We start from the raw sequence: 25,051 nt of genomic DNA, 5'->3' as shown, positions 1-25,051 counted from the left end.
GATATCCCCCGCCCCCCTCACCCCCTGATCCACTCCTCCAGTACGGCGAAGTCCTCTTCCGTCAGACCCCGTTGAGCCTCGACCCGATGCACAAGCGCCCGACCCGGATAATGCTGCCCCGCCACCCACGCCCGGTCGGCATCAGTGACCTCGTCGTCGACCCAGACGAAGTCCCGGCCGGCTGCCCAGGAGACAAGCGGACGGGTCTTCCAGTGGAGCCCGGTGGTCCTGCCCTCGTCGTCCGCGTCCGGCCAGTCCACGACGGGCAGTGGGGGAAGCCCGAGCCAGGGCGCCAGGCAGGTGTTCGCGTCGTCCATCCACGTCGTGGCCCACACCAACTGGCAACCCAGCGAGGTGAGTCGCGCACCGAGCGCGGGATCGACACGGGCCAGCAAGGGGTGGCCGGCGGCCTCCGCCGGCAGCGGGAAGGCGGGCTCGTACAGCGGATACGCCTCCACAGGACCCGAAGACCCCGCTGCCCCCACCGCCCCGAACGGCAACAGCGTCCCATCCACGTCGAGGAACAACAGCACCGCGCTCAGCCCTCGAACCCACCCGCGGCCAGAGCCTCGTCAACCCGCTTCCGATGCGCCGTCTCCCACTGGTCCAGCGTCTCCGCCGCCTCCTTGGCCAGCTTGGCGCGGGCAGCGCTCAAGGTCTCCGCCAGGCGTGCGCCCGGCACGGCAACGACTCCCTCCTCGTCTGCCACCACCACGTCCCCCGCCTCGACCCGCACCCCACCGCACCGCACCGGCTCACCCAGCGGCGTCACGGCCTTCTTGGTGCCCGGGATCGGGATGACTCCCCGCGCGAACACCGGGAAGCCCGCCTCCCGCACCTCGGCCAGGTCCCGGATCACGCCGTCCGCCACGAACCCGGCGATCCCCCGGCGCTGGGCCACCGCGCAGACGTTCCCGCCGGCCAGCGCGTAGTCGAGATCACCGGACTCCACCACGATCACCGAACCGGCCGGCGCCCGGTGGATCGCCGCGTGCAGCATCAGGTTGTCGCCGGGAGGGCACCGTACGGTGAAGGCCGGCCCCGCGATCCTCGGCACCGGCCCCCACAAGGGCCTGATCCCGATGTCCATGACCTGCTCACGGCCGAGAAGATCGGCCAGTGTCGTCGTGGGAACGTCCGCAAACTCGTTGGTCTCGATCATGCGCCGGACGTTACCGTGTGGACATGACTGCCGGGTCGGCCATGTGCCGTGAGCGAGTTGGGTGCCCGGCCTCTGAGTGAGGCCGGCGCGGGCCAGGGGTCCGCCGCTTTCTCTGAGTCCTCCAGGAAATGACCAGGAATCGACCGGAGACCAGAGAAAGCAGAGCAAGTGACCAACCCCGCCAACGCCTTCCACGACTTCAACCAGCGGATCATCGACGAGTTCCGCGCCCACCACGGCCAGGTCGGCGGCCCCTTCGAGGGCGGCCGTCTGATCCTGCTCACCACCACCGGCGCCCGCACCGGCACCCCGCACACCACTCCCGTCGGCTACCTCCCCGACGGCGGCGACCGGATCCTCGTGATCGCCTCGGCGGGCGGCTCGCCCCGCCACCCCGACTGGTACCGCAACCTCGTAGCGAACCCCCAAGTCACCGTCGAAAGCGGTGTGTTCACCTACGAGGCGCGGGCTGTCGTCCTGGCCGGCGACGAACGGGACCAGGCCTTCGCGCGGGCCGTGGAGGCGGACCGCGGCTGGGCGACCTACCAGGAGAAGACGGACCGGGTCCTCCCCGTGGTCGCACTGCACGAGATCGCACGCCCGGGCCCGCCGAACATCAACGCCGGATCCCCGGCCGAGGCGATCCGGCTCGTCCACGACGTCTTCCGCCGCGAACTCGCCCTGATCCGCCGCGAGATGACGGCCGGCGGCTCGACCCTCGGCGCCCAACTCCGGGTGAACTGCCTGACGTTCTGCCAGGGCCTGCACAACCACCACACGGGCGAGGACATGGCCATGTTCCCGTTCCTGTCCGACCGCCACCCGGAGGCGGCGCCCGTCCTCGACCGGCTGCGCGCGGAGCACGAGCACATCGCGACCTTGGTGGAGGAGCTGCGCACGGCACTCGCGGACCCGGACCCCGCTGCCGTCCACGCAGAGGTCGACCGCCTGACGACCGAGCTGGAGGCCCATCTGACGTATGAGGAGGAGCAGTTGATCCCGCTTCTCGACAGCGGCAACAGCGGCGTCTGACTCGGCCGCACGGGCGGCCGTAGCCCTGCAATGGCTGGAAGGGCAGCGGCGGCCGTAGCTCTGCAAGGCTGGAACGGCAGCGGCGGCCGTAGCCCTGCAACGACTAGAACGGCAGCGGCGGCCGTAGCCCTGCAACGACTAGAACGGCAGCGGCCGCCCGTGCACCACCTCCAACCGCGACACCGCCCGGGTCAGCACGACATACAGCCGGTGCAGCCCGCGCTCCTCCGCCTCCGCGATCGCCGCCGGCTCGACGGCCACGACATGGTCGTACTCAAGTCCCTTGACCACTGCGGCCGTTACGACGCTCACCCGCGCCCCGATCTCGTCCGGCCCGGCGGCGGGGATCCCGGCCGCGTCGAGGGCACGGCGTACGTCCTCCACGTGCTCGTCGGCCGCGACAACCCCTACGGACCCGTCCTGCGCGAGCGCGTCCCGCACGGCCGCCACGACAGCCTCGGGCAGCGCCTCCGCGTCAGCCACCGGCCGCATCCGCAACTCCCCGTCCTGCCGCAGCGACCGCCCCGCCGGCACCTCCACGTCCAGCCGTGCCAGGAGCCGGTTGGCAAGCCCTACGACGGCCCGCGGCACCCGGAACCCGACGGTCAGCGGTACGACGGTCGCGTCCGGCTTGCCGAGATGGGCGAGGACGGTGTGCCAGGAGCGGGCCGCCCACGGTGTGGTCCCCTGCGCCAGATCACCGAGGACGGTCAGCGACCCGAACCGGGCCCGGCGCGCGATGGCCCGGCACTCCATCGGCGACAGGTCCTGCGCCTCGTCGACGACGAGATGGCCGTACCCCTCGGGATGTTCCACCAGCCCGGCGACCTCGTCGAGCAGCACCAGATCGGCGGCCGACCAGCGCGCCGACTTCCACGACCGCGGCGATCTGCCCCACAGCAGCGTCTGTTGCTCGCCGGCGTCGAAGAGCCCGTCGGCGTGCGCGGCCAACGCATCACCATCCGTGAGGAGTTCGGCCAGCAGCTCCTCGGGCCGCACCTTGGGCCATACGACGTCGAGGAACGCCCCGACCGCCCTCGACCGCGAAATCCGCTGCACCCAGGCGCCGTTCTGCGGACCGGCCCGCCGCTCGGCCTGCAACTGCACACTGCGCACCACCCGCCCGCGCACCCGCTCCCGCCCGGTGCCGTACGGCGGTTCCTCCTCCCGTACGTCTGCCACGATCCGCGCGAGTTCACCGCGCGGGACTCGCCAGCTGTAGGAACCGTCCTTGATCTCAAGGGGGTTGAGGGGCTCGGTCGACACGCGGGCGTAGAGCGCCCGACGCAGCACCTCTGCCATGCGGGCGTCGTGCTTGAGGACGGCGGTCTGGCGGGGGTCGGTGGCGGTGACCGGGTGGCGGGCGATCTCGTCCTGGAGCGTGGACTGGCGCACGCCGGTCTCGCCGAGTGCGGGCAGCACCTGGGAGATATAGGAGAGGAAGGTCCGGTTGGGCCCGAGGACGAGGAGTCCGCCACGTCGCATCCGTTGCGGGTGCGTGTACAGCAGATAGGCGGCCCGGTGCAGCCCGACGGCGGTCTTGCCGGTCCCGGGAGCGCCCTGGACGCACACGGAGACGGCGAGGTCGCCCCGTACGAGATCGTCCTGCTCGGGCTGGATGGTCGCGGCGATGTCCCGCATGGGCCCGATGCGGGGCCGTTCGATCTCGCGGGCGACGATGGCGCTGGGCGCGGATCGGCCTTCTCCGAGGTGCTCGCACTCGCTCAGATGCTCGTCCTCGAGCCCGGTGAGGTCGGCGGAGTCCCCCGCGCTCCCTGGCGCCCACCCGAACCGCCGCCGCACGGCGACGCCCTGCGGATCCTGGACGCTCGCCTGGTAGAAGGCGCGGGAGACGGGCGCACGCCAGTCGACGACGAGGGGCGGGGCGGCGGGATGCTCGGTGATCCGCAGCCGCCCGAGGTGGTAGCCCTGCCCGCTGTGGTCTCCACGATCGAAGTCCAACCTGCCGAAGAACAAGGGCCCTTCGGGCAGCTCCCGCATCTCCTTGGCCTGACTGCGCAACTGGTACCCGAGGACCTCGGCATCGGCGCCGGAGGCGGAGACGTCCTCACCGACGACGACCTGCCGCTGGGCCCCGTCGACCATGGCGGCGAGGGCGGCAAGGCAACGGTCGTGGTGGGCACGCTCGCGGCGCAGGGTCTCTTTCAGGGTGGGGTCGGCTGAGGCTGAGGTCATAGGGGCGAGCGTACGCGAAAAAACACAACCGAGTTAACTTTTTAACTCAGCCTCATTGTTCGCCGGCCAGCCAGGGCAACCCACCCGCCAGCGCCCCGAAGGCCCGTTCAGCCGCAGCCACGGCGTCCACGCGCACCTCCTCGATCGGCTCCCCCTCGGCAATCCGCCGCCAGTTCTCCAGAGCGAGCACCCGCCGCACGGCGATGATCTGCCCGGCGGCGAGCCGTGCGTCGAGGTCCCCACCGAGCACCTCGGCGAGCGCGGCTTCCTGCCGCTCAAGATGCCCATGGGCTCTGGCAACGAGGGAGGGAGTCCCGTAGAGAAGCCGATGAAAGGCGAGCACCTGCGGATGATCACTGAGCCCGGTCACGGGATCCCCCCGCTCCAGCCCCTCAAGAAAATGCCGCCGCAGGGCGGTGACCGGCGCCTCCCCCGACTCCCTCACGACCCGAGCGGCCTCGTCCTCGTGATCGGCGATCCGATGCAGGACGAGATCCTCCTTGACCGGGAAGTACCGAAAGAGGGTCGGCTTGGAGATCCCGGCGGCAGCGGCGATCTCAGCAACGGACACGGCATCGAACCCCTTCTCCAGAAAGAGCCGGATGGCGATCTCGGAGACGGACTCGTAGGTCTGTTGTTTTTTGCGTTCGCGGAGGCCGGGGGGGTGGGTCATGGGGGGAGCCTACGCATGGCGGTGCGAACGGACCGAAGTCAGGACGCCTTGAGCGCGGGCGGTGCCTTCGGTACCGCGCGTCGGCGCAGTCCCAGGGAGCCGGTGGCGGCGGACAGGGTCATCTCGTACGCGTCGACGGCCCGCCGTACGTTCGGGGTGTCCAGTGCGGCCCCGGTGGTCATCCGGTCGAGATCGACGTAGGCCGAGCGGATCTGCTCGATCCAGCGGTAGACCCGCCAGTCCTTCTCCCACCCCGTGACGCACTCCGGCGGAAGCTTGCTGCTCCAGCGGTCGAACATGCGCATCCGCATCTCCGTCCGGGTGGGCGTCAGATGCAGATGACGCACGAGGTCGTACAAGGGATCGCCGATCATCCCCATCTCCCAGTCGATGATCGTCAGCCCTCCCCCGCGTCCGGCACGCACCAGGTTCCAGGGGTTGAGGTCACCGTGCAGGATGACGGGCGCGCGGTGCGCCACTTCATAGCGGCCGAGGGCCCAGCGGAGTACGTCACCGCTCGGCAGACCTCTTTGCTCGGCGGCCTCCAGGGTCCGGGCGGGAAGGGCGTCGACGAAGAACGCAAGCCGTTCCGTCAGCCAGCGGTAGAAGCCCTCCTTCGGCTCCTCGTACGACAGGGACGAGTGGCCGACCCTCGCTAGCGCGGCAAGTTCATCGACGAGTTCGTCCGCCTCGGCGGGCAGCAGTCCGTCCACGGGATGCTGTGGCGGCCGGCCCTCGGGGCCCTCGTACGTGTGGATCGCGAAGTGGCGCCCGCAATCGTCGAACCCGAGTGCCAGGATGCGTGGCGCCCGGATCGGCGCTTCGGACTTCTCGATCAGTTGCAGAACGGCGTGTTCCGGAAGAAGCCCCTGCTCGCGGCGAGGAGCCGCCGCGGTTTCGCGGCGAACCACGACGGGGTCCGGATGCCCCTCCACTCGGACGACGGTGTTGAGGTGAGCCGTACCGCGGAAGACCAGGTCGGCCGGGGCGAGTCCCTCCGCGGCGAGCGCACGGCGCACGAGAACAGGTGAGAAGTCATCCCGCTCAGGGACGCGAGGGTCGCGCCGCCACATGAACAGCGCGTCCGGCAGCCCGTCCGTCTTCCGCGCGAAGCGCGCTGCCTGCCAACGGAACAGGGCGTCCGCGATCTCCTTCTCGCTCGGGACCTCGGACATGCCGAGCAGGTCGGCGGCGTCTTTGAGAGCCGTACCGATATGGGCGGCCGCCTCGACCAACCGGCCGTCTTCGACCGAGTCACCGAGAGACCTCGCCGCATGGATCACATCGTCGTACGCGGCATGAATGCGTTCGAAGCCGATGTAATGCGGAAGGTCCCTGGTGATACCGCTGATGGCCAGTGGGCGAGTGCGCCGCATCCCCCGCACCCACGCGTCGATGACCTCGTCCCATTGGTCCTCGGGGTAACGCATCCGCACCAGGTGGCTGGCGAGGCCGTGCAGAGGATCTCCGTAGGAGGCCGAGGACCAATCGAGAGCGGCCACCGAGAGCTTGGGGCCGTCCAGGACGATCACGGTGTCCCGGGTGAGGTTCGTGAGCAGCAGGCTGTAGGGGCGACGGGACATGGCGGGAACCTGTGCGGCGAACCGGTCCAGTGCGTCACCGGGCACGCCGAGCACTGCGAACAGCCCGCCAATTGCGGTCCAGTTGGGGGCCAGCATGCGCTGCTTCACATGCCGAGCGAGCGTGTCCAGGTAGGCCCGGCTGTCGCGCTCGTTACGCGGCCAGTAGGTCGGAAGCAGGGGAAGGTCGTCCTTGCGCACAAGCGGCAAACACGCGACGAACCGGGTGAGGACGTCGACAACGGTGGAGTCCAGGGGCTTGCCGACCGGGCAGACATTGGCCAATACGTCGGCCCCTGCATCGGGGGATAGCGACGCTCCCGCTGAGATCTGAGCGGCACATTCGTTCCGGCGAAACGCCGAAACCACGGCATCCCGGACTTCGCCCCCGCGGTCAGGCCAAGCCCCGATCGCCACTCATGCTCCTGAAACGCTAGTTCTAAACATCAAAAGGGATGCGCATCCAAGAAAATTGATGCACACGATAGCGGTACGCGCCCCTTCGCATGGCCTTGATGCGTCCTTTGGAGGGAGACCTATCGGACATGTCGGGGGCGTGCCGGCTTTTTTAACGCCCTCGTGCCCGCTTCGTTACGTCGCGAGCAGCCGCCATGTCGAGTCGAACCATCTCTGCCAGCTGCTCACGATCAGCGAGTCCTGCGAGTCCGGGTCGGAGTCCTTGGCGCAGTGAGTCAGCGTGGAGTCGAAGCCCATGACGTCGACGACGTCCAGAGTGGTTCCGTCGTCGAGGGTTATAGGCCGCTCGGACGGCACGTAGGGCCCCGTCACCACTTCGGCACCATTGAAGATGTACAGCTTCGAGTACGGAACGAAGGGGACCCGGCGGATCTCTACCGTGGCCGTCAGTCCGGGAGTGTCCCTCTCCAGTTCCGCAAGGCGACGGACGAGGTTCTCCGTGTGGTACTTCCGGATACCCCGAAGATGCCGTTGAGGCCGGTCGTCATGCCGAGCGCCCGGGGCGTAGGGGAACGGCATCGGCTGGTCGTCGTCCGGCACCAGCATGCGAACGGTGATCGTGGCCGGCCTGATCTCGCGGGCCCGGATCAGTTCCTCCTGCACCCGAACGTGGGTGTAGAGGACCTCTGAAGTGAGGGTGAACGCGTCGAGCGAGACGTCTGGCGCTCTGAACGCGGCAGCGATGAGTGGGCCCAGTGTCACGCGCCGTACGGTGGCGTTTTCGCGGGCGCTCGACCGGACGGTCTGCGTGCGCAGCACCACCGAACCCCTGCCCTGACGTGAATCGATCCAGCCCTCTTCGGCCAGGACCATGAGCACGCGCTGGACCGTGTCCCGGGACACGTTGTACTGCGTCGCGAGCTCACGCTGAGGCGGCAGCAGGGTTCCTTCGTCGTACTCGCCTTCGGTGATCTCCGCGAGCAGGGCGCTCTTCAGCTCCTGGAACTTCCGGCCGCCTTCATCCACTGCACTACCGGTACCCACAAGTCGACCCTACCGCTACCCGTCATACAGCAAACAAGTTGTCGGCCGATTAGCGATCTGTTTCGCCGGGGACAACCAATTTGCAACAACCAGTCCAGTGGACTGAAAGGGGCCCGAGGGTGTCAGCACGATCCGTAACGGTGCCAACAGGCGTCGAACCACTCCTGCCAGCTCTGCATGAACACCGAACCGACGGCGTGGGGATCGCCCTCGTCATGGACCAGCCTTATCAGGGTCGAGCCAAGCCCCAGAACGTCCCAGGCGTCGATCTCGGTGTCGTCATCCATCAGGATCGTGCGCTCCACGATCCTGTAGGGCCCCATGAGGCCCTCGACGCCCCGCCTCAGATACAGCTTGTGCGTGGGAGCCAGCGGCACCTCCAGCACCCTCACGTCCACCTCGTCCACCAGTGCGTCCGTCTTGAGGTTGCGCAGGGCGTTGCGCAGCGAGGAGGTGTGGCGTCTGATGATCTCCCGGGTCCTGGCCTGGAGGATCCGGTCCAGTTCCTGCACCTCGGCGGTCGGGGTGGCGCCCTTCGGCGTCCTTGCTCGCGGATAGGGCAACTCGATCTCGTCGGACGGCAGCAGTATCCGCAGCATGATGCGCTCCGGGGCGGGGATCTGTTCGCTTCGGATCGCCTCGGCCTGCACCCGCATGTGGGTGTCGAGGCTCTCCGACGTGAAAGTGAAGACGTCCAACTCCACGGTCGGCTGCGCGAAGGCGCGCGCGATGAATGGGCCCAGCGCTACGCGGCCCGGGGGGACCTTCGACGGGGTCGTCACATGGATCGGGGGCGTGGCTCGGACCTTCGATCCGCTGCCCTGCCGGGCTTCGATCCAGCCCTCGGTCTTCAACTCCTGCAGGACACGCTGGATCGTGTCGCGCGAGACGTCGAACTCCTCGGCGAGAGCACGCTGTGGTGGCAGGTTTTGCCCTGGCCTGTACTCGCCCTCGGCGATACGGGACCGCAGTGTCGCCAGGATGGCGGCTGCCTTGCCGCGCTCTTCGCTCACACCGCGACCGTACCGACCTCAGCGCGCCTCGCGCAGGACGTCGAGAACTTGGTCCAGCGAGCGTACGACCACCTCCGCGCCCGCCTCCCTCAAGATCTCCTCCTTGTGCTCGTTACGCGCGTAACCCAGAAACTCGACTCCGGCCAAACGTGCGGCCTCAAGGTCTGTCGGAGCGTCACCGATCATCAACGTCGCCGCCGGAACCGCCCCCATGGCCTTGATGGCCTCTTCCAGGCAGTACGGGTTCGGCTTCATCAGGTCGAGGTCCGGGGTGCGGCCGTAGACGTGCGGGAAGCAGCCCGTCAGGTCACGCGTCTCGACGTACGCCTCTGCTGCGAGGGCGGCATTGTTGGTGGTGATCGCGAACTTGACGCCGAGCGACCACCAGGTCCTGATCAGCGGGTCGGCGTACGGGGTAGGCCTGGCAAGGGCCACGGCCTCCAACTCTCGTCGAGTGAGCCACCCTTCCAGCTCAAGGACAAGATCGCTTCCCCTGCGGCGCTCGTGCACGCCACGCAAGGCTTCCTGGGGGTCATTGCTGGATCGTTCCTGCTCAGTGAGCAGCGCGCCCATGCCCAACAGCTCGATCTTCGCGACGAGTTCACCGGCTATCTCGTGCGCCGGATACCCCGCGAACAACCGGCAGATCGGCCCGTCCAGGTCCCACAACACGTATCGGGCGGAGGCGACCAGTGATGAGAGTTCTGCTTTCTCTGCTGTCACCGGTCCAGTGTGCTTTGTCTCAGGAGTCACTAAGAGAGTGTCAGGTCAGTCGTGATGGTTTCCCAGAGGGCGTCGAACCACTTCTGGGATTGCGCGACGAACGAAGCGTCACGTTCACCGGCCCCCTTCTCGAACGAGAAGAGCAGCGACTCCGTGCCCAGGACGTCGTACATGTCGAGGACTCCCGCGTCTGTCGACTCCTCCCGACGCGACACCATGTAGTACGCGATCAACGCCTCCACCCCGTTGAGCAAGTACAGCTTCACCGGCGGAGTGAACGGCAGCGCGCGGAACGTGACCTTCACGTCGATGCCGTGGGAGGAGCGCAGGGCGCGGAGGTTGTGGCGGAGGACGTGGCCCTGGGCGTTGCGCATCTCCAGCCAGCGCTGGTGGACCGGGTTGTCGTCGTCGGGGGCCTCCACCGGGACCGGGAACGCCAGGTTGATGTCGCGGGAGGGCAGCAGGATGCGGACGTCGATGGACTCGGGGCGGATCCGGCCCTCGTGGATGAGGCGGACCGGCTCGCTCAGGGCCACCATCAAGGTCTCCGCGGTGAGGCACGCGGCGTCGATACGGACGTGCGGACTCGCGAACGCCTCCGTGAGTCGGGGCGCCAGAGCCACCATCGTCGGCTGAGGCTCCCCCGACAGGCCCGGTACCCGCTCCGCGATCCGCGGTGGGCTCCCCTTGCTCACATTGCTGAGCAACCCGTCCTCCTGGAGCACGCGCAGCGCCTGGCGGACCGTGCCTCGTTCCACGCCGAACTCGTCCGCGAGTTCCGCCTGGGTGGGGAGGCGGTCGCCGGCCTTGAGGTCGCCCGTGCGGATGCGTTCTCGCAGGGTGTCAGCGATTTCCTGGGGCGAGAGCTTTCTGCTGCCGTTCACTGCCACGTTCTCCTGGGTCACGACCAAACGTTACAACTCCAATCCATCTATGGGGAGTTGTTGCGAAGTTGTTTATCAACCACAGCCAAGTGGGGACAACATAGTCAGAGTTGGTTGCCAACTTGGTCGAGTTGGTGGAGGTTTTGCCTCCGCATCGTCGACCGAACCGTCAATCGAGTCGCCCTCAGCACCACCCGCACCACCACCCGCCTCGCCCGCCCCGACGCCCGAAGGGGGAACCACCATGCCCGCCCTTGCCCTCCTCTCCGCTGTCTTCGTCGTCGGGGTCGAGCAGACTCTCCAGTGGAAGTACGGCGCCAGCGGCATCATCGGGATGCTGCTGCTCACCATCGGCCTCAAGGCCAAGAACCCCGCGATCAGCTCGACCGGAGCGGTCGTGCTCGCCCTGCTCGTCGCCGGTCCGGCGATGTGAGGGGACAGCGCCTCCGTCAGTCACCGTGGGAGACGTCAGCTCGTGAGCGCCAGCTCCGAACTGATCGTCTCCCACAGCGCGTTGAACCACAGGTGGGACTGCTCCACGAAGGTCGTGTCCCGCAGGCCGGCGCCCTGCTCGAAGGGGAACAGCATCGACTGCGTGCCCTCGGAGTCGTACAGCTCCAGGTGCTCGTGGTCGATCTGCTGCTTGCGGCGGGTCAGCGTGTAGTACGCGAAGAGCGCCTCCGAGCCGTTCAGCAGGTACAGCTTGACCGGCGGAGTGAAGGGCAGCGCGCGGAAGGAGACCCGGACGTCGATGCCGTGCGTGGCGCGCAGGGCGAGCAGGTTGTGCCGGAGGACCTGGCCCTGTGCGTTGCGCTGGGCCAGCCAGCGGTCGTGCACCGGGTCGTCGTCGCCGCGGTCCTCCACCGACACCGGGAACGCGAGGTCGATGTCCCGGCCCGGCAGCAGGACCCGGACGTCGATCTTGGCCGGATTCAGTCGTCCGGCGTGGATCTGGCGCAGCCCCTCACCGATCGCGAGGTTGAGGGAGACCGAGGTCAGGCACAGCGCGTCGATCTCGACGTGCGGGGCCGCGAAGGCGGCGGCGATACGGGGGCCGAGGGCGACCGTGGTGGGCTGCGGGGCGGCTCCGGCGCCGTGCGGCGAACGGCCCGTTCCCAGGTCGGGGGCGACGGTCGCCGGGCTTCCCTTGGACACGTTGGTGAGCAGGTGTTCCGCCTGCAGGACGTACAGCGCCTGGCGTACGACTCCGCGCTCCACCCCGAACTCGTCGGCCAGCCGCGCCTGCGTGGGCATGCGCTGACCTGCCCGCAGCGTGCCGGACCGGATCCGGGCGCGGAGCTCGTCGGCCACCTCGTGATGGGACTTGTGTGGCCGCTGTGACCTCTTCCGTCCATTGACGGAGGCGTGTTTCGGGTCCACGGCCAAACACTACAACTTCCCGCCATCTTTTGGCAGTTCACCGGAAGGTGGTTATGAGCCGCTTCCAAGCGGAGATAAGTACTGTGAAGTTGGTCGCCAACTTGAGCAACCTTGGGAGACATGGTCAATCCTTCACAAGGTTGGCCGAGTCGGCGGTCGGCAGGGGCCACCGTCCCGCGAAGGGACTGTCCCGGAGGAGGACCGTCATGCCGTTCGTCGCCGTCGCCGTCGCCGCCCTCGCCGTGGGGTTCGAGGCGCTCGTCCAGTGGAAGTGGGGCGCGATGGGCATCGTCGCGTTCGTCGCGCTGACCATCGGCGTCAAGTCCAAGAACGTCGCGATCGGCGGGATCGGCGCGGTCATCCTCGTGATGCTGCTCGCCCAGTGAGGCCAATGAGGCCAGTGAGCGTGGGACCCCGTCCGGACGAGGCCCCCTCGGGCCCTGGATCCGGCTGATCGGGCTCCCTTCCGGAGGGGAGCCGGGAGCCCGGTCGGTCTGCACAGCCACAACTGAACACCGACAACTGAAGAGCCTCACCCGCACAGCCACAACTGAACAGCACCGCCACAGAAAAACAACACCGCTACGGATGAACAGTCAGTCGCCGCACGACAAGGAGGTCTCAGAACATGTCCAGGCACCACGGGCGCCTGGACGTACGCAGCAGGGCGTCGGCCCCCCGGCCGGCGCCCGCTCGTTCTTCCCGCACCCGCCCCAGCTGCACGAGCCGCACCACCGACTCGTCCCCGAGCCACAGTCGCCCCAACTCCCCCACGTCCAGCGTGAGATCCGCGCTCCGCGTCGTCGCCGTACAAGAAGCCCCGTCCGGTGCGGCCTCCAGCAGGTAGCGGCCGCCGGCCAGTCCGGAGCCGTCCACGACCTCCAGCACCAGCTCGCCCTCGCCCTCGTACGTCCGCGCCTCCAGGGCCCGTACGACATCCAGGATCCGCACCCACATCCAGTCCGCGTGCATGGCGACGCCGGCCGCGGGCGGGTTCGGCAGCAGGTGCGGGAGCAGGTCGTCGGGGGCCCGCCAGTCGCTCTTGACCCGCATGACCCAGTCGATCGAGCACAGGTAGTGCCACAGCGCCCGCTCGGCGGCCGGGGTCGAGGCGATCAGGCTGCGGACGTTCGCCGTGTTCGACGGCTGCATGGTGTCGGCCCACTTGTCGTCGACGTCGTACGCCACCAGCCCCTCCACCGTGCCGTCCGCGGCCCGGTACAGCGCGTAGAAGGGCTCGGTCCACGCCGGGTCGGTGCGCACGGCGCCGGTGTGCAGCTGCCACCACCAGTCGCCGCGGCTGATCGCCCCCGGGGTGGCCCGGCGCACCCGGTCGTGCAGTTCGGGACCGAGCTTGCGGACGACGTCGGGGTCCACCAGGTCGATGCGGGCGCCGTCCAGCGCCGGGCCCCGGGGGTCGAGGCCGGCGCGGGTGACGTCGACCGTCCACACGGTGCCCGAGGTGGCCGGGCCGAAGCCGTAGCGGCCGTAGATCCCGTACTCGGCGGCGATCAGGGTGGCGACGACGTCCCCGCGGTCCTTCGCGGCGGCCAGATCCCGGGTCATCATGCGGGTCAGCAGACCGCGGCGGCGGTGGGTGGCGGCCACGGTGACCGCGGAGATCGCGTCGGCGGCGACGAACCCGCCACCGACCGCCGTCACCTCCTGCGCGAAGGACCGGAAGGTCGCCACGCACCGGTCCCCCTCGAAGGCCCCGATGAACCGACCGGGCTCGAACTGCGCCCGTCGCGCCTCCACGTCCGCCGCCGGCACGACGGGCCCCTTCAGGAACCCGGCCCGCACGGCCCGCAACCACTCGGGATACTCGGCCTCGGTGATCGCACGGACGTCGATGTCGGCGGTGGCGGCTGTGAGGGCTATGTCGGCTCGGTCGCTCATGGGGTCACGGTAGGGGGGCGGGGAGGGAGGTGTCGCGCAGATTTTCCGCACCCGGGGTCCGCCACCTCACCGCCACCTCACCGCCGCCGCATCGCCCCCTCACCGCTACGCCAGCAGGTCCTCCACCTGCGCCTCCCCCTCCCGGTACCGCCGCGTGATCTCCCCGCTGCACTCGTCCGCCGTCCGCTGGAGGCGTTGCCTGCGGCCGGAGACCTGCTGCTCGTAGCGCACCAGGCGGCCCATCGCCGTGTTCAGCTCCAGGTCGGTGCGGGCGCCCAGGTCCGAGAGTTCGACCTCGGCGAGCATCTCCGCCGCCAGCAGGCGGTACTCCTCGCTGTGCGGGGTGCCCAGCGTGACGTGGCGGGCCGAGGAGCGGTGGCGGGCCGGGGCGTCGGTGAGGATCTCGGGGAGCCGCTCGACCACCGAGGCCTCCGGGAGCCGCTCGGCGAGCGGGTCCCGGCCCGTCGGGGAGCGGCGTGCGAGTTCCGCGCGGAGGATGTCGATACGGCCCTGGAGCAGCCGGCGGACGTAACTGAGGTCCGCCTCGTCCCGCTGGGCGTCCCGGCGCAGCGTGCGCAGCGCCGGCAGGCTCAGCCGGGCGAGGTCGTGCTCCGGCGGCTCCGGGGGCAGCACGGGGCTGTCCGTACGTTGTGCGGGCGGCCGCCGACTGTCCAGCCGCCCGGTACTCGGTGTGCTCATGCGCCTCTACCGTCCCCTCGACCGGCGTGTGGAAGCATCGTGCCACCCCAAGTGGCCGCTATGTGACCGAGTGCCCCCGAACGGCCGCAGATGGGGGCTTAAGGATCAAAAACAAACCCGGACGCCGTCCCTTCGGGCAGGCCCGGCATGATGGTCGTATGCGAGCGGTGGTGCAGAGGGTGGACGGCGCGAGCGTCGTCGTCGACGGCGAGACGGTCGGGGAGATCAGCGGCGAGGGACTGTGCGTCCTGGTCGGGGTCACGCACGAGGACACCAAGGAGAAGGCGGCCCAACTGGCCCGCAAGCTCTGGTCGGTGCGCATGCTGCACGACGAGAAGTCGTGCAGCGACATCGACGCCCCGCTGCTGGTGATCAGCCAGTTCACGCTGTACGGCGACGCGCGCAAGGGCCGCCGCCCCACCTGGAACGCGGCCGCCCCCGGCGATGTCGCCGAGCCGCTCGTCGACGAGGTCGTCGCCCAGCTGCGCGCGCTGGGAGCCACCGTCGCCACCGGCCGCTTCGGCGCGCGGATGCGGGTGTCCCTGACCAACGACGGCCCGTTCACGGTCCTGCTGGAGATGTGACGAGATGTGACCCTCACCGTCCGGTGGCGGGCAGGCGCAGGAACTCCCGGCAGTCCCGGGCCACGGCCGCCATGCCCAGCTCCTCGGCCGTTCCGAGCGCCGTGCGGGCGAGTCCCCGCGCCCCCGCCCGTACCGCCGCGGAGTCCGACCGCAGCCGCGCCCGTGCCTCGTCCAGCCGCAGCCGTGTCATCTGCGCCGGCGAGTGCTGCGCGAGCCGCACGGCGCGGCGCAGGTGCCCGAGCGCGGTCTCCGGCTCACCCGCCACCAGCGCGAGCAGCCCGCTGAAGCGCGCGGCGGGCCCGAGCAGGACGGTCGGCCAGCCCGCGAGGACCAGTTCACCGGGGTGCGCGTCCAGGAGGGCGCGCAGGGGTGGCACGTACGGCAGCAACTCCCGGACGCGTACGTCCCGTACGGCCAGCTCCGCGCACGCCTGGGCGAGGACGGCCGCCGTGGGCAGCGCCCAGCCGCTCGGCGGGAACCTGGTGAAGCCGCCGGTGTCCGCGGCGAAGGCCAGGACCTGGTCGGCCGCCTGGTCGTGGCGGCCGGTCTCGCACAGGGCGAGCGCGAGGCCCGCCCGCCACACCGGGAAGTAGTCGCGGCGCCGGACTCCGGCCATCAGCGGGGAGTCGAACAGCTCGGCCATGCGGCCCTGTTCGTGGCGGAGCCAGTAGGCCTGGCCCAGGCAGGTCTGGCTGAGGGTGTCGGCGGGCACCGCCAGATCCCGTTCCATGGTCTCGGCGATGGTCCTGGACTCGCCGAGGATCCACTCCTCGGCGGCGGCGAACTCGCCCTGCCAGAGGTTCATCAGGGCGTCCAGCGTGCCCTGTTGCCAGTGCGCGAGGGTGCTGTGCCGGTGGGCGGCGTGCTCGCGGTGACGCCGTACGGTCGCGTCCGCGGCGGTCACCCGGCCCACCCTCAACTGGTCGATGGCGAGGGCGACCAGGGCCTCGCCGATGAAGTACATCGAGCGGGAGCGGACCGCCACGTCCCGTAACTCGGCCGACAGGGCGAGGAGTTCGGCGGCGGGCGCGAAGTCGTAGAGGGCCCAGCGGCATTCGGTGAGGACCTCGCAGTGGGTCTCGGCGCCGATGCCCGGGAGCCGGTCCCGTAACTCCCTGAGCACCCCGCGGGCCCGGTCGACGCTCGTGCCTGGCTCGGCGCCGGCGACCGCGGTGTCGTCGCCGACGCCCATGGTGAGCTTCTTGGCGCGGTGTGCGGTCAGGCGCAGCCGCAGCTCCACCGCGGGGAGGTCCTCGCGGCCGGCCAGGGTCTTCAGGCACTCGTCGATCCGGGCGAGGAGCTCCCGGTCCACCTGACCGGGGTCGGACCAGCGGCGGGCGCAGCGCACGACGGCGTGGGCGCGGGCCAGGTCGTCGCCCTCGGCGGCCCGGTACGCGGCGAGGTAGAGCCGGCCGGCCCCGTACATGTCGCCGAGGAGATGGCGGGCGTCACCGCGGCGGATCAGCTGGTCGAACTCGCTCCCCGAGGTGCCGAAGCTGCGCGAGGTGCGCGGCGTGCCCGGTGTGCCCGGCGTGCCGGAGGTGCCTGCCGGGGCGGGGGCGGCTCCCGAGGGTCCGCGTCCCCGGCGCCGGCCGGGCAGCCCGGGCCGCACGGGTGGCCCGGCGGGCCCGGCGGGCACGGACCGCGCCGGCCGGTCCGGCAGCAGACCCAGCAACTCTCCCTCCGCGTGCAGCACGGTGTCGCACTCCCGGGCCAGCGCGGGGCCGGGCATCCGGGTGCCGTTCTCCACCCGGCTGAGGTAGCTCTTGCTGTAGTTGACGAGCCGTGACAGCTCGCCGAGCGAGAGCCCGGCGGCCTTTCTGCGCACGCGCAGCGCCTCGGCGAATTCCTCTTCCGGTGTCATGGCGCCTCCCCCGGGACAGGTCGTCACCTCGTTCGCCCGAACACTTGCTCCCCGTGTCCGGCCGGTCGCTGCCCGTTGCCAAATTATGGGTTTTCAACGGCATATCGCGCCCAGGGTTTCCGGCCGGACGCACCCTGGACGTGGAGAGCGCCCCGCGCGGGGGGCGGGGCGCTCACGACCGGGAGGGTCGGTTCAGGCATGAGCACACGCATCACGACGACCGGGGAGTCCCGGGACGGGGAAGGCCCCTCGGACGGCCACCCCGACGAGGAGCGGGAAACGTTGTCGGGCCCGCAGAGCATCCCGCGTGCCGTCCTGCTGACCGGTTTCCTGATCACCGCGCTGGGCGGGCTGACCGGGATCGCGGCGGTGGTCTCGGCACTCACCGGCCTCGGCTCGGGCGCCGAGGGGGACGGGCCCACGGCCCCCGTGAGGCAGTCGCAGGCGGCACCACCGTCCGTCTCCCCGTCTGCCGCCGCGGCCTCCGTACGGATCCAGTACCCGCAGCAGGCCGCCTCGGTGCGGCTGCACCAGAAGGTCTACGGCCTCGCGGTGATCCCGCCGCACCACACCCTGTGGCTGGTCGCGCACAGGAAGGGCGAGGCCGCCCTGAACCTGCTGGGGCGGGTGCATCTGACCGGGCCCGACACCGGCCCGACCAGCTGGGACGCCTGCCCGCAGATCGGCGACTTCCCGGCGCAGCGCGGAGCGAGCTTCGAGATCGGCGCGGTGCTGATCCCGGACGCGACCTCCGACTACCTGCTCGGCGCCACCACCTACACCGGCGTCCAGCTGGTCCCGGCGAAGGCGGGCGCCGATGTGGCGGGCCTGGTCAGCACCCGGCTTCCACCGGGCACCGACACGGTCCACCGGGCGTCGGTGTGGGTGACGCTGGACGCCGGCGGCGAGAACTGCTCGTCGTGACGCCAACCGGTCTGGATCTACGGCTCCACGACCACTTCCTGAGCCGCCGCCGTTGTCTCCGCGACGAGGCGTGCGTCCAGGGGGATGTTCCGCTTGACCAGGGCGAGGGCGACCGGGCCGAGCTCGTGGTGCCGTACGGACGTCGTCACGAAGCCGATCTTGCGGCCGTCGGGCCCCTCGTCCGCGAGCCGGAGGTCGGCGCCGGCGGGCGGCAGATGGACCTCGCTGCCGTCCAGGTGCAGGAAGACCAGGCGCCGCGGCGGCTTGCCGAGGTTCTGGACGCGGGCGACGGTCTCCTGGCCGCGGTAGCAGCCCTTCTGGAGGTGCACCGCCGAACCGATCCAGCCCAGCTCGTGCGGGATGGTGCGGTGGTCGGTCTCGAAGCCGAGGCGGGGGCGGTGGTGCTCGACGCGCAGCGCCTCGTAGGCCAGCAGCCCGGCCGCGGGCCCGGACTTCTCGGCGTAGGACTCCAGTTCGGCGCGCGGCAGGAAGAGATCGCGGCCGTACGGCGTCTCGCGTACGACGACCCCGTCCGGCACCTCGGCGATGGACCCGGCGGGGAGGTGGACGACGGCGAACTCGTCGGTGCGGTCGGCGACTTCGACCCGGTAGAAGAACTTCATCGACTCCAGGTAGGCGATCAACGCGCCCTGGGTGCCGGGTTCGACATGGGCCCAGACGGTCGTGCCGTCGTCGACGAGGTACAGGGCGTGCTCGATGTGGCCGTGCGCGGAGAGGATCAGCGCCTCGGTGGCCTGGCCGGTGGGCAGGTCGCTGACGTGCTGGGTGAGCAGCAGGTGCAGCCAGCTGAGGCGGTCGTCGCCGGTGACGGAGACGACCCCGCGGTGCGAGAGGTCGACGAATCCGGTGCCGTCGGCGAGGGCGCGCTGTTCGCGGAACAGGTCGCCGTAGTGCGCGGCGACGCCTTCGTCCACGCCCTCGGCGGGGACGGCGCCGGGCAGGGACAGCAGAGGGCTCTTCATATGCACAAGCCTACGACTCGGTAGTTGAATTCTTGATCTCAAGGGACTTGAGAGAACAGTCCTTGCAGCGGCCGAAGATCGCGAAGTGCTTCATGTCGGTCTCGAAGCCGAAGGTGTCGCGCAGCTTGGCCGTGAACTCGGCGGCCACCTTGATGTCGGCCTCGATGACGTTCTGGCAGTCGCGGCAGACCAGGTGGATGTGGTGGTGCCGGTCGGCGAGGTGGTACGTCGGCGCCCCGTGCCCCAGGTGGGCATGGCTGACCAGCCCGAGCTCCTCGAGGAGCTCCAGGGTCCGGTAGACCGTGGAGATGTTGACCCCCGAGGCGGTCTTCTTCACTTCCGTGAGGATGTCGTCGGGGGTCGCGTGCTCCAGGGTGTCCACAGCTTCGAGGACAAGCTGGCGCTGCGGCGTCAGCCGGTAGCCGCGCTGCCTGAGGTCGCTCTTCCAGTCGGTGCTCACCACACCGGAAAGTCTAGGACCTCCCGGCGCGGAGCCCACCGGAATCGGGAGCGGGCCCACTGAAATCGGGAGCGGGCCTACTCGAATCCGGGGCCTACTTGAAGAAGGCGATGCCGTCGTCCGGCATGTCGTCGGGCAGGGCCTTGGCCCAGCGCTCGACCTCCTCCGGGGTGACGACCTTCTTCAGGTGGGCCGACATGTAGGGACGCAGCTCGACCTCGGGGGTCTGCTTCTCGCCGACCCACATGAGGTCGCTCTTGACGTAGCCGTACAGGCGCTTGCCACCGCTGTACGGCCCGGAGGCGGCCGTGCGGGCGACGGCGTCGGTCACCAGGTCGATCTGCGGCTTCTGGTCGGCCATCTCGCCGTACCAGATCTCGACCACGCCGTCGTCGCGGACCATCGTCACCTCGACCTTGCGGTCGGAGTCGATGCGCCAGAAGCCGTGCTCGGTCTCCAGCGGGCGGACCTTGTTGCCGTCGTTGTCGAGGACCCAGGTGTGGGACTCGTACTCCAGGAAGTCCCGGCCGTCGTGGCTGAAGGTCACTTCCTGGCCGAAGTTGCACTTCTCCGAGCCGGGGAAGTCGTGCACGCCCGCGCCGGCCCAGTTGCCGAGCAGGAAGGCGAGCGGGACGAGGTCCTTGTGGAGGTCGGACGGGATCTCGATCATGAGTGGCGGTTCCTAGACGAAGGTCAGCGCTGGCCCTGGTACAGCTTCTTCACGGTCAGTCCGGCGAAGGCGAGGACGCCGACGCAGACCAGGACCAGCAGGGCTTCGAAGAAGATCTCCACGGGGTGCTCCTCGGATGAGCGGAGTGCGGTGCATGTACACAGGGCCGGGCCCCAGCTTACGCGGCCGGGGCCCGGGGGACCGTGCGGGCCTCCTCACGCCAGGAGCTGGCTCTGGAGGGTCACCGTCTGCTGGAAGGGGACGGCGTGCGCGCTGCCCTTGCGGTCCTGCACGACCAGGGCGAGCACGTCACCGGCGGCCAGGTAGGCCTGGCGGGTCTGTTCGGTGCCGTACGGCTTGGACTCGGTGTAGACGACGCGCGTGACGTCCTCGATCTGGGCCTTGGCCGGGAAGCCGTCGTCGGAGACCGACTCGGCGGCGCCGCGCAGCTGGTAGCCCGGGCCGCCGTACGGGGCGATCTGGCCGATGAGCTCGTCTACGACGGCCGCGGTGTCGAACTGGAGCAGGTAGACGCGGGTGTGCGTGCCGTCGGGGGTGGTCCAGCCGCGGGCGGCGATGTGACGTAGCCCGTACTGGGTGAACCTCTGCGCCAGTTCCTCGCGGTCGCGCTTCTCCGCGTACTCCGTGAGGAAGTCCTTCGTCGGGAGCCAGCCGTCGGTGCCGCGCAGCGCCGGATCCGCCGTCGCCTGCTGCGGCGCGGGCAGCACCAGTCGGCGCAGATCGGCGTAGTGCGTCCCGCTCTTGTTGCCCTCGGCGAGCGGTCCTGGACGGCCCTTCGGCAATGGCGGCTTCGTGAGCGTGGGGTACACCCACCTACCGTCCGACACGGTCCCGAGCCCGGGGACGTCGGTCCGCTCCATGCCCGCGATCCCGTACGCCGTCCCGGCTCCCACCGCCGCGAAGACGACCACCGCGGCCGTCCAGCGGAGTGCGGCCCGGAGCAGACGGCGGGACTTGAGGGGGCGGGGCGCGAGGGGCGGGTTGGACTCCGGGAGAGCCGCGGTGGCGTCTGGTACGGCAGTGGGTGCGCCCGGGGGGACGGCCGCGGAGTCGGTGCCGAGCTCGGGCTCGTCGGTGGGGACGACGGGTGCCGGGACGGGCTCCCGCGCGGCAGCCGACGCCGACGGGGCCGGCTGGGGCTCGTCGGACCGGGGCAGACCGGAGGTGGGGCCCTCCGCGGGGACCCGGCTCGTGCTGCGGTCGGTCTCTTCTGCCTGGTGGGTCATACCGCCTCCCCCGGCTCCTCGATGCGGTCGAGCTGTTCGCGCAGGAACATGGCTATGCCTGTCTTCTGGAGGGGCTTCGCACTGGTCGCGTTGAGGGTGACCAGGACGTTGCCCTGCGCGGCGACGCAGTACATGGACTGGAGGCCGTTCTTGCCGTCCTTCTTGTCCGACGGCGGCAGGTAGCACGCCGCGTCCTTGTGCCCCTCGATCTTCGGGCCCTCGTCGAAGATCCCGAGGGCGTCGAGGAAGCCCTGCTGGGAGCGGGCGAGGCCGCGGACCGCCGCCGTACTCGCCATCTGGGCCAGCTGGACGGTCACCACGGAGGCCTGGTCCGTGTAGACGGAGGACAGCTCCTCGGTGCTGACGTAACTGCGCATCGCGATCCCCGAGATGCGCTGCTTGTCGATCCGCTTCTCCAGCGCCTTGCGCTGGCTGCGCGGCAAGCCGCTGAGCGACTCCTTCGCCAGCGCCGTCGCCCTGGCCCCGCTGAGCTCCGCGTCGGACCCGAACTCCGCCATGTCCGGCCCTCGGCTCCAGCCGTCGGCGCCGTACGGCACGAGCATCGCGCCCAGTCCCTTCTCGGGAGCCGCCTTGTCCTCACCGGCCCCGGCCTTGTCCCCCTTCGGGAACGTCCACACGGGCGCGCCCGCGTCGCGGTTCGCGCCGTTCACAGTGACGACCGTGAAACCCACCCCCGCCACGACGGCCCCAGCCGCCACGACCGAGACGGCGATACGGCCACCCCGGCGCCCGCGACCGGCACGGACCGATTCCGGAGCGGCCGCCTCGCGCACCACGCCCCCGGCGTTCTCGGCGTTCACGCCGCTCTCAGCACTCTCGGCGTTCTCGCTCACAGCCGCTCCATCTGCCTCTCGGCCAGGTCCATGATCGACTTCTTGGGGATGGGCTTGGTGTCGTAGATCCAGACCATGACCGCGACGTCGCCCCGCCACGCGTACGCCTCGGCGTAGTACTGCGGCAGGTAACCGGGCTTCGTCCTCGGCTTGTCGTGGGCGTACGCCATACCGTCCTCCGTGCCGGGAAGCGCCCAGCTCCGGGTGGCGGACTCGTCGGCCGCCCAGGACTGGTTGCCCGACGTGACCTCGGAGGCCGCAAGGACCTCCTCCTGCCGGAACTGGACCAACTGGACCTCGAAGTCCGCCTGCCCCTTGGTCCACCCGGTCGACACCGCCCTGCGGAACTCGTCGCTGATGGCGTCGCCGAAGGCTGGGCCCGGCTTGACGTAGGTGTCCGCGTACGCGGGCAGGCTCAGCCAGCCGTCGACCGAGGACAGCCACACCGCCTTCTTCGTCCCTGCCGGCTTCTTCACCAGCAGCTTCCGCAGGTCGCCGTCGGTCTTGACGCGGCGGTCCTGCGCGGCGGACAGCGGCTCGGGGCCGTCGCCCTTCGCCTGGGCGAGTGTCGGCTGGGAGAGCGAGGGCAGCGGGGTGGGGTCGCGGTCGGCCTGGATCAGGTATCCGGCGCAGGTCCCGGCCACGACACCGAGCACGGCCGCGGCGGCGATCAGCAGAGTCGTACGGCCCCGGCGGCGCGGCGACCGGGCCTCGGCCACCGGTGCCGGCGCAACGGGCTCAGCCGTAACCGGCGTGGTCGGCTCAGCCGTCGTAACCGGTGTAGTTGGCTCAGCCGTCACAACCGGCGTAACCGGCTCAGCCGTCGCAACCCGCTCAGTCGGCTCAGTCGGCGCAACTCGCTCAACCGGCTCGAACCGCTCGTCGGCCCTCTCTTCGGGCACTTCCAATGCGTCCCCCACAAAGCGTGAAGCGCGCATTCCGTATGCGCGCTTCACAGGAGACCTTCGGTCAATCCCCAGAGTTGTACGGAGGGTTGATCACGATCCGGACACATCCGCAACGCGGCTGCCCCGAACCGCATCCGCGGCCCGGTTCAGGTCAGGAGCTGGCTCTGGAGGGCCAGGGTCTGAAGGAAGGGCACGGTGCCGACCGTGCCCTCGCGGGACTGGAGCACCACGGCCAGCACATCCCCCGCGGACAGATAGCCCTGCCGGACATGCTCCCTGCCGTACGGCCGGGTCTCGTCGTACACGGCACGGCGGATCTCCTCGATACCGGTGGTGTCGGGGAGCTCCTGGTCGGAGACGGCCCGCTCGGCGCCGCGCACCCGGTGTCCGGGGGCGTCCAGGCCCGCCATGTGCCGGTGGAACAGGTCGTCCACGACCGCCGCCGTACCGAAGTGGAGCAGGTAGACGCGGGTCCGGGTGCCGTCCTCGGTGGTCCAGCCGCGTGCGGTGACGTGCCGCAGACCGGAGTCGACGAGCAGCTGCCCGAGGGCGGCCCGGTCCGGCTCGACGTACTCCGCCAGGAAGTCCTCGGTCGCCAGCCAGCCGTCGGAGCCGCGCAGCGCCCGGTCCTCCACCGCACCCTTGGGCGCGGGCAGGACCAGGGCCCGAGGATCGGCGTGGTGGGCGCCGGGCCGGTCCTCGTCGGCGAACGGGGCCGGGCTGTCGGAGGGCAGCGGCGGGCTGCTCAGGCGCGGGAACTCCCACAGGCCGTCCGCCTCTGCGGCCAGCCCCGGCAGGTCTCCCCGGTCCAGGCGGCCGACGCCGTACGCCGTGGTGGTTCCCGCCACGGCGAAGACCACCGCCGCGGTGACCCAGCGCAGCGCGGACGCGGCGCCGCGCAGGCGGTCGCGCGGGGACGACGGCTCGGACGCGGCCCCGCTCTCCTCGTCCAGGACCGGCTCCGCCGCCCCGGCCTCGCCGCTCGTCGTGCCGCTCACAGTCGCTCCATCTGCCGTTCGGCGAGATCCATGATCGTTCGCCAGGGGACGGGGTCGTCGCCGTAGATCCAGATGTGCAGGGAGAGGTCACCGCGTGACGCGTGTGCCTCCGCGCTCACGCCGGGGAGCGCGTTGGCCTCGGCGGACGGCTTCGGGTGGACGTACACCTTGCCCTCGCCGGTGCCGGGCAGCGGGCGGCTCCGCACGTCCGGATCCGTCTCAGCCCAGTACCGGCTGCTCGAACTGTCGTCGGCGGGGGCCGCCGGAGCCTCCCGCTGCTCGAACTGGGCCAGCAGGATCTCCACCTGGTGATCGCCGGTGTCCCAGCCGGTCACCGCCGCCCTGAAGAACTCCTGCTCGGTCAGGTGCGTCTCAAAGGCCTCGGGTTCGTCCGACAGGTCGGCGTACCCGGCCCGGTCCATCCAGCCCTGGGAAGCGACCCAGTCCGGGGTGGTCGCCCCGCTGGGCTTCTTTAGCAGCAGTTCGCGCAGGTCGCCGTCGTTCCTGACCTTGCGGTCCAACGCCTCGGTGAGCGGCTCCGGCTGCGGTCCGCGGGCCTGTGGGAGCGGCGACTGGACGAGCGTGGGCAGCTTCGGCTCCCGGGCCGCCTGGACCACGTATCCGGCACCCGCCCCGGCCACGACGCCGAGGGCGGCCGCGAGGGCGATCAGGTGTCTCCTCCGGCTCTTCACCGGGCTCTTCACCGGGCTCTTCAACGGGCTCTTCACCAGGCTCTTCACCAGGCATTTCAACGGGCTCTTCAACGGCGTCTCCCACGAGGTGCTCGGCACGCGTTCCGCCCACGTACCGCACAGGAGACCGCCGGTCCGAGCCCGGAGTTGTAGCGCCGACGATCA

At 70.2% G+C, this 25,051-nt stretch carries 26 protein-coding genes; 5 read left to right on the top strand and 21 right to left on the bottom strand.

What is annotated here, in order from left to right:
• Positions 1 to 17: 17 nt before the first annotated feature.
• Positions 18 to 533 (bottom strand): HAD domain-containing protein, encoded by a 516-nt coding sequence (locus AQJ54_RS35520; protein WP_062244582.1) that lies wholly within the window; start codon positions 531 to 533, stop codon positions 18 to 20.
• A gap of 5 nt (positions 534 to 538) precedes the next feature.
• Entirely contained in the window at positions 539 to 1,162 is a 624-nt protein-coding gene (locus tag AQJ54_RS35515) for an RraA family protein (protein ID WP_062244579.1), read from the bottom strand.
• A 168-nt stretch (positions 1,163 to 1,330) separates the two neighbouring features.
• Here AQJ54_RS35515 and AQJ54_RS35510 point away from each other — a divergent pair, with 168 nt between their 5' ends.
• Positions 1,331 to 2,194, top strand: coding sequence for a nitroreductase/quinone reductase family protein (locus AQJ54_RS35510; RefSeq protein WP_062244577.1), 864 nt, complete (start codon positions 1,331 to 1,333; stop codon positions 2,192 to 2,194).
• Positions 2,195 to 2,332: 138 nt separating this feature from the next.
• On the opposite strand, the gene AQJ54_RS35505 is transcribed toward AQJ54_RS35510, so the two are convergent.
• The 7 genes from AQJ54_RS35505 to AQJ54_RS35475 all read right to left on the bottom strand — a co-directional run bounded on the left by AQJ54_RS35505 (position 2,333) and on the right by AQJ54_RS35475 (position 10,751).
• Positions 2,333 to 4,390, bottom strand: a complete 2,058-nt coding sequence (locus tag AQJ54_RS35505) for a HelD family protein (protein ID WP_062244575.1) — start codon at positions 4,388 to 4,390, stop codon at positions 2,333 to 2,335.
• A 52-nt stretch (positions 4,391 to 4,442) separates the two neighbouring features.
• Positions 4,443 to 5,063, bottom strand: a complete 621-nt coding sequence (locus AQJ54_RS35500) for a TetR family transcriptional regulator (RefSeq protein WP_062244571.1) — start codon at positions 5,061 to 5,063, stop codon at positions 4,443 to 4,445.
• A gap of 38 nt (positions 5,064 to 5,101) precedes the next feature.
• The gene (locus tag AQJ54_RS35495; protein ID WP_248845503.1) at positions 5,102 to 6,928 is read right to left on the bottom strand and encodes a phosphotransferase family protein; all 1,827 of its coding nucleotides are present in this window, start codon (positions 6,926 to 6,928) and stop codon (positions 5,102 to 5,104) included.
• Positions 6,929 to 7,234: 306 nt separating this feature from the next.
• Positions 7,235 to 8,086 carry a GntR family transcriptional regulator gene (locus tag AQJ54_RS35490; RefSeq protein WP_062244568.1) on the bottom strand — a complete coding sequence of 284 codons (852 nt, stop codon included), beginning with the start codon at positions 8,084 to 8,086 and terminating at the stop codon, positions 7,235 to 7,237.
• Between the two features lie 140 nt (positions 8,087 to 8,226).
• Entirely contained in the window at positions 8,227 to 9,117 is an 891-nt protein-coding gene (locus tag AQJ54_RS35485) for a GntR family transcriptional regulator (protein WP_062244565.1), read from the bottom strand.
• Positions 9,118 to 9,135: 18 nt separating this feature from the next.
• On the bottom strand, positions 9,136 to 9,840 hold the full coding sequence (locus AQJ54_RS35480; protein WP_346265474.1) for an HAD family hydrolase: 705 nt from the start codon (positions 9,838 to 9,840) through the stop codon (positions 9,136 to 9,138).
• Positions 9,841 to 9,869: 29 nt separating this feature from the next.
• Positions 9,870 to 10,751 (bottom strand): winged helix-turn-helix domain-containing protein, encoded by an 882-nt coding sequence (locus AQJ54_RS35475; protein WP_062244563.1) that lies wholly within the window; start codon positions 10,749 to 10,751, stop codon positions 9,870 to 9,872.
• Between the two features lie 217 nt (positions 10,752 to 10,968).
• Here AQJ54_RS35475 and AQJ54_RS35470 point away from each other — a divergent pair, with 217 nt between their 5' ends.
• Entirely contained in the window at positions 10,969 to 11,157 is a 189-nt protein-coding gene (locus AQJ54_RS35470; RefSeq protein ID WP_030318128.1) for a hypothetical protein, read from the top strand.
• Positions 11,158 to 11,192: 35 nt separating this feature from the next.
• Here AQJ54_RS35470 and AQJ54_RS35465 read toward each other — a convergent pair whose 3' ends face one another.
• Positions 11,193 to 12,110 (bottom strand): winged helix-turn-helix domain-containing protein, encoded by a 918-nt coding sequence (locus tag AQJ54_RS35465; RefSeq protein ID WP_079070157.1) that lies wholly within the window; start codon positions 12,108 to 12,110, stop codon positions 11,193 to 11,195.
• 200 nt (positions 12,111 to 12,310) lie between these two features.
• Here AQJ54_RS35465 and AQJ54_RS35460 point away from each other — a divergent pair, with 200 nt between their 5' ends.
• Entirely contained in the window at positions 12,311 to 12,490 is a 180-nt protein-coding gene (locus AQJ54_RS35460) for a hypothetical protein (protein WP_062032707.1), read from the top strand.
• A gap of 235 nt (positions 12,491 to 12,725) precedes the next feature.
• Here AQJ54_RS35460 and AQJ54_RS35455 read toward each other — a convergent pair whose 3' ends face one another.
• Both AQJ54_RS35455 and AQJ54_RS35450 read right to left on the bottom strand, forming a co-directional pair.
• Positions 12,726 to 14,003: a GNAT family N-acetyltransferase gene (locus tag AQJ54_RS35455; RefSeq protein ID WP_062244560.1), complete on the bottom strand. Its 1,278-nt coding sequence runs from the start codon at positions 14,001 to 14,003 to the stop codon at positions 12,726 to 12,728.
• A 105-nt stretch (positions 14,004 to 14,108) separates the two neighbouring features.
• On the bottom strand, positions 14,109 to 14,702 hold the full coding sequence (locus AQJ54_RS35450; RefSeq protein ID WP_062032712.1) for an RsiG family protein: 594 nt from the start codon (positions 14,700 to 14,702) through the stop codon (positions 14,109 to 14,111).
• A gap of 158 nt (positions 14,703 to 14,860) precedes the next feature.
• Between AQJ54_RS35450 and dtd the strand changes: the two genes are divergently transcribed.
• Positions 14,861 to 15,286, top strand: coding sequence for a D-aminoacyl-tRNA deacylase (dtd, locus tag AQJ54_RS35445; protein WP_030318141.1), 426 nt, complete (start codon positions 14,861 to 14,863; stop codon positions 15,284 to 15,286).
• Positions 15,287 to 15,299: 13 nt separating this feature from the next.
• Here dtd and AQJ54_RS46465 read toward each other — a convergent pair whose 3' ends face one another.
• The gene (locus AQJ54_RS46465) at positions 15,300 to 17,150 is read right to left on the bottom strand and encodes a helix-turn-helix domain-containing protein (RefSeq protein WP_062244557.1); all 1,851 of its coding nucleotides are present in this window, start codon (positions 17,148 to 17,150) and stop codon (positions 15,300 to 15,302) included.
• A gap of 198 nt (positions 17,151 to 17,348) precedes the next feature.
• On the opposite strand from AQJ54_RS46465, the gene AQJ54_RS35435 reads away from it, so the two are divergent.
• Entirely contained in the window at positions 17,349 to 18,074 is a 726-nt protein-coding gene (locus AQJ54_RS35435; RefSeq protein ID WP_062244555.1) for a hypothetical protein, read from the top strand.
• A 17-nt stretch (positions 18,075 to 18,091) separates the two neighbouring features.
• Here AQJ54_RS35435 and ygfZ read toward each other — a convergent pair whose 3' ends face one another.
• The 8 genes from ygfZ to AQJ54_RS35395 all read right to left on the bottom strand — a co-directional run bounded on the left by ygfZ (position 18,092) and on the right by AQJ54_RS35395 (position 24,958).
• Complete coding sequence (gene ygfZ, locus AQJ54_RS35430; RefSeq protein WP_062032720.1) at positions 18,092 to 19,057, bottom strand: CAF17-like 4Fe-4S cluster assembly/insertion protein YgfZ; 966 nt, start codon at positions 19,055 to 19,057, stop codon at positions 18,092 to 18,094.
• A gap of 10 nt (positions 19,058 to 19,067) precedes the next feature.
• Entirely contained in the window at positions 19,068 to 19,520 is a 453-nt protein-coding gene (locus tag AQJ54_RS35425; RefSeq protein WP_030318152.1) for a Fur family transcriptional regulator, read from the bottom strand.
• 91 nt (positions 19,521 to 19,611) lie between these two features.
• Complete coding sequence (locus AQJ54_RS35420) at positions 19,612 to 20,187, bottom strand: heme-binding beta-barrel domain-containing protein (protein WP_030318154.1); 576 nt, start codon at positions 20,185 to 20,187, stop codon at positions 19,612 to 19,614.
• Positions 20,188 to 20,402: 215 nt separating this feature from the next.
• On the bottom strand, positions 20,403 to 21,434 hold the full coding sequence (locus AQJ54_RS35415) for a hypothetical protein (protein WP_062244552.1): 1,032 nt from the start codon (positions 21,432 to 21,434) through the stop codon (positions 20,403 to 20,405).
• Positions 21,431 to 22,288: a hypothetical protein gene (locus AQJ54_RS35410; protein ID WP_079070156.1), complete on the bottom strand. Its 858-nt coding sequence runs from the start codon at positions 22,286 to 22,288 to the stop codon at positions 21,431 to 21,433. The genes AQJ54_RS35415 and AQJ54_RS35410 overlap by 4 nt, the downstream gene beginning before the upstream one ends.
• On the bottom strand, positions 22,285 to 23,007 hold the full coding sequence (locus AQJ54_RS35405) for a hypothetical protein (protein WP_062244549.1): 723 nt from the start codon (positions 23,005 to 23,007) through the stop codon (positions 22,285 to 22,287). Before AQJ54_RS35405 ends, AQJ54_RS35410 begins: the two co-directional genes overlap by 4 nt.
• A 335-nt stretch (positions 23,008 to 23,342) precedes the next feature.
• A complete protein-coding gene (locus AQJ54_RS35400; protein ID WP_062244546.1) occupies positions 23,343 to 24,194 on the bottom strand; it encodes a hypothetical protein in 852 nt (283 codons plus the stop codon).
• Positions 24,191 to 24,958 carry a hypothetical protein gene (locus AQJ54_RS35395; RefSeq protein WP_248845502.1) on the bottom strand — a complete coding sequence of 256 codons (768 nt, stop codon included), beginning with the start codon at positions 24,956 to 24,958 and terminating at the stop codon, positions 24,191 to 24,193. Before AQJ54_RS35395 ends, AQJ54_RS35400 begins: the two co-directional genes overlap by 4 nt.
• Positions 24,959 to 25,051: the final 93 nt, after the last annotated feature.

The organism is Streptomyces griseorubiginosus (assembly GCF_001514195.1).
Classification (GTDB): Bacteria; Actinomycetota; Actinomycetes; order Streptomycetales; family Streptomycetaceae; genus Streptomyces; species Streptomyces griseorubiginosus.
This window is presented reverse-complemented; position numbering and strand designations above follow the sequence as displayed.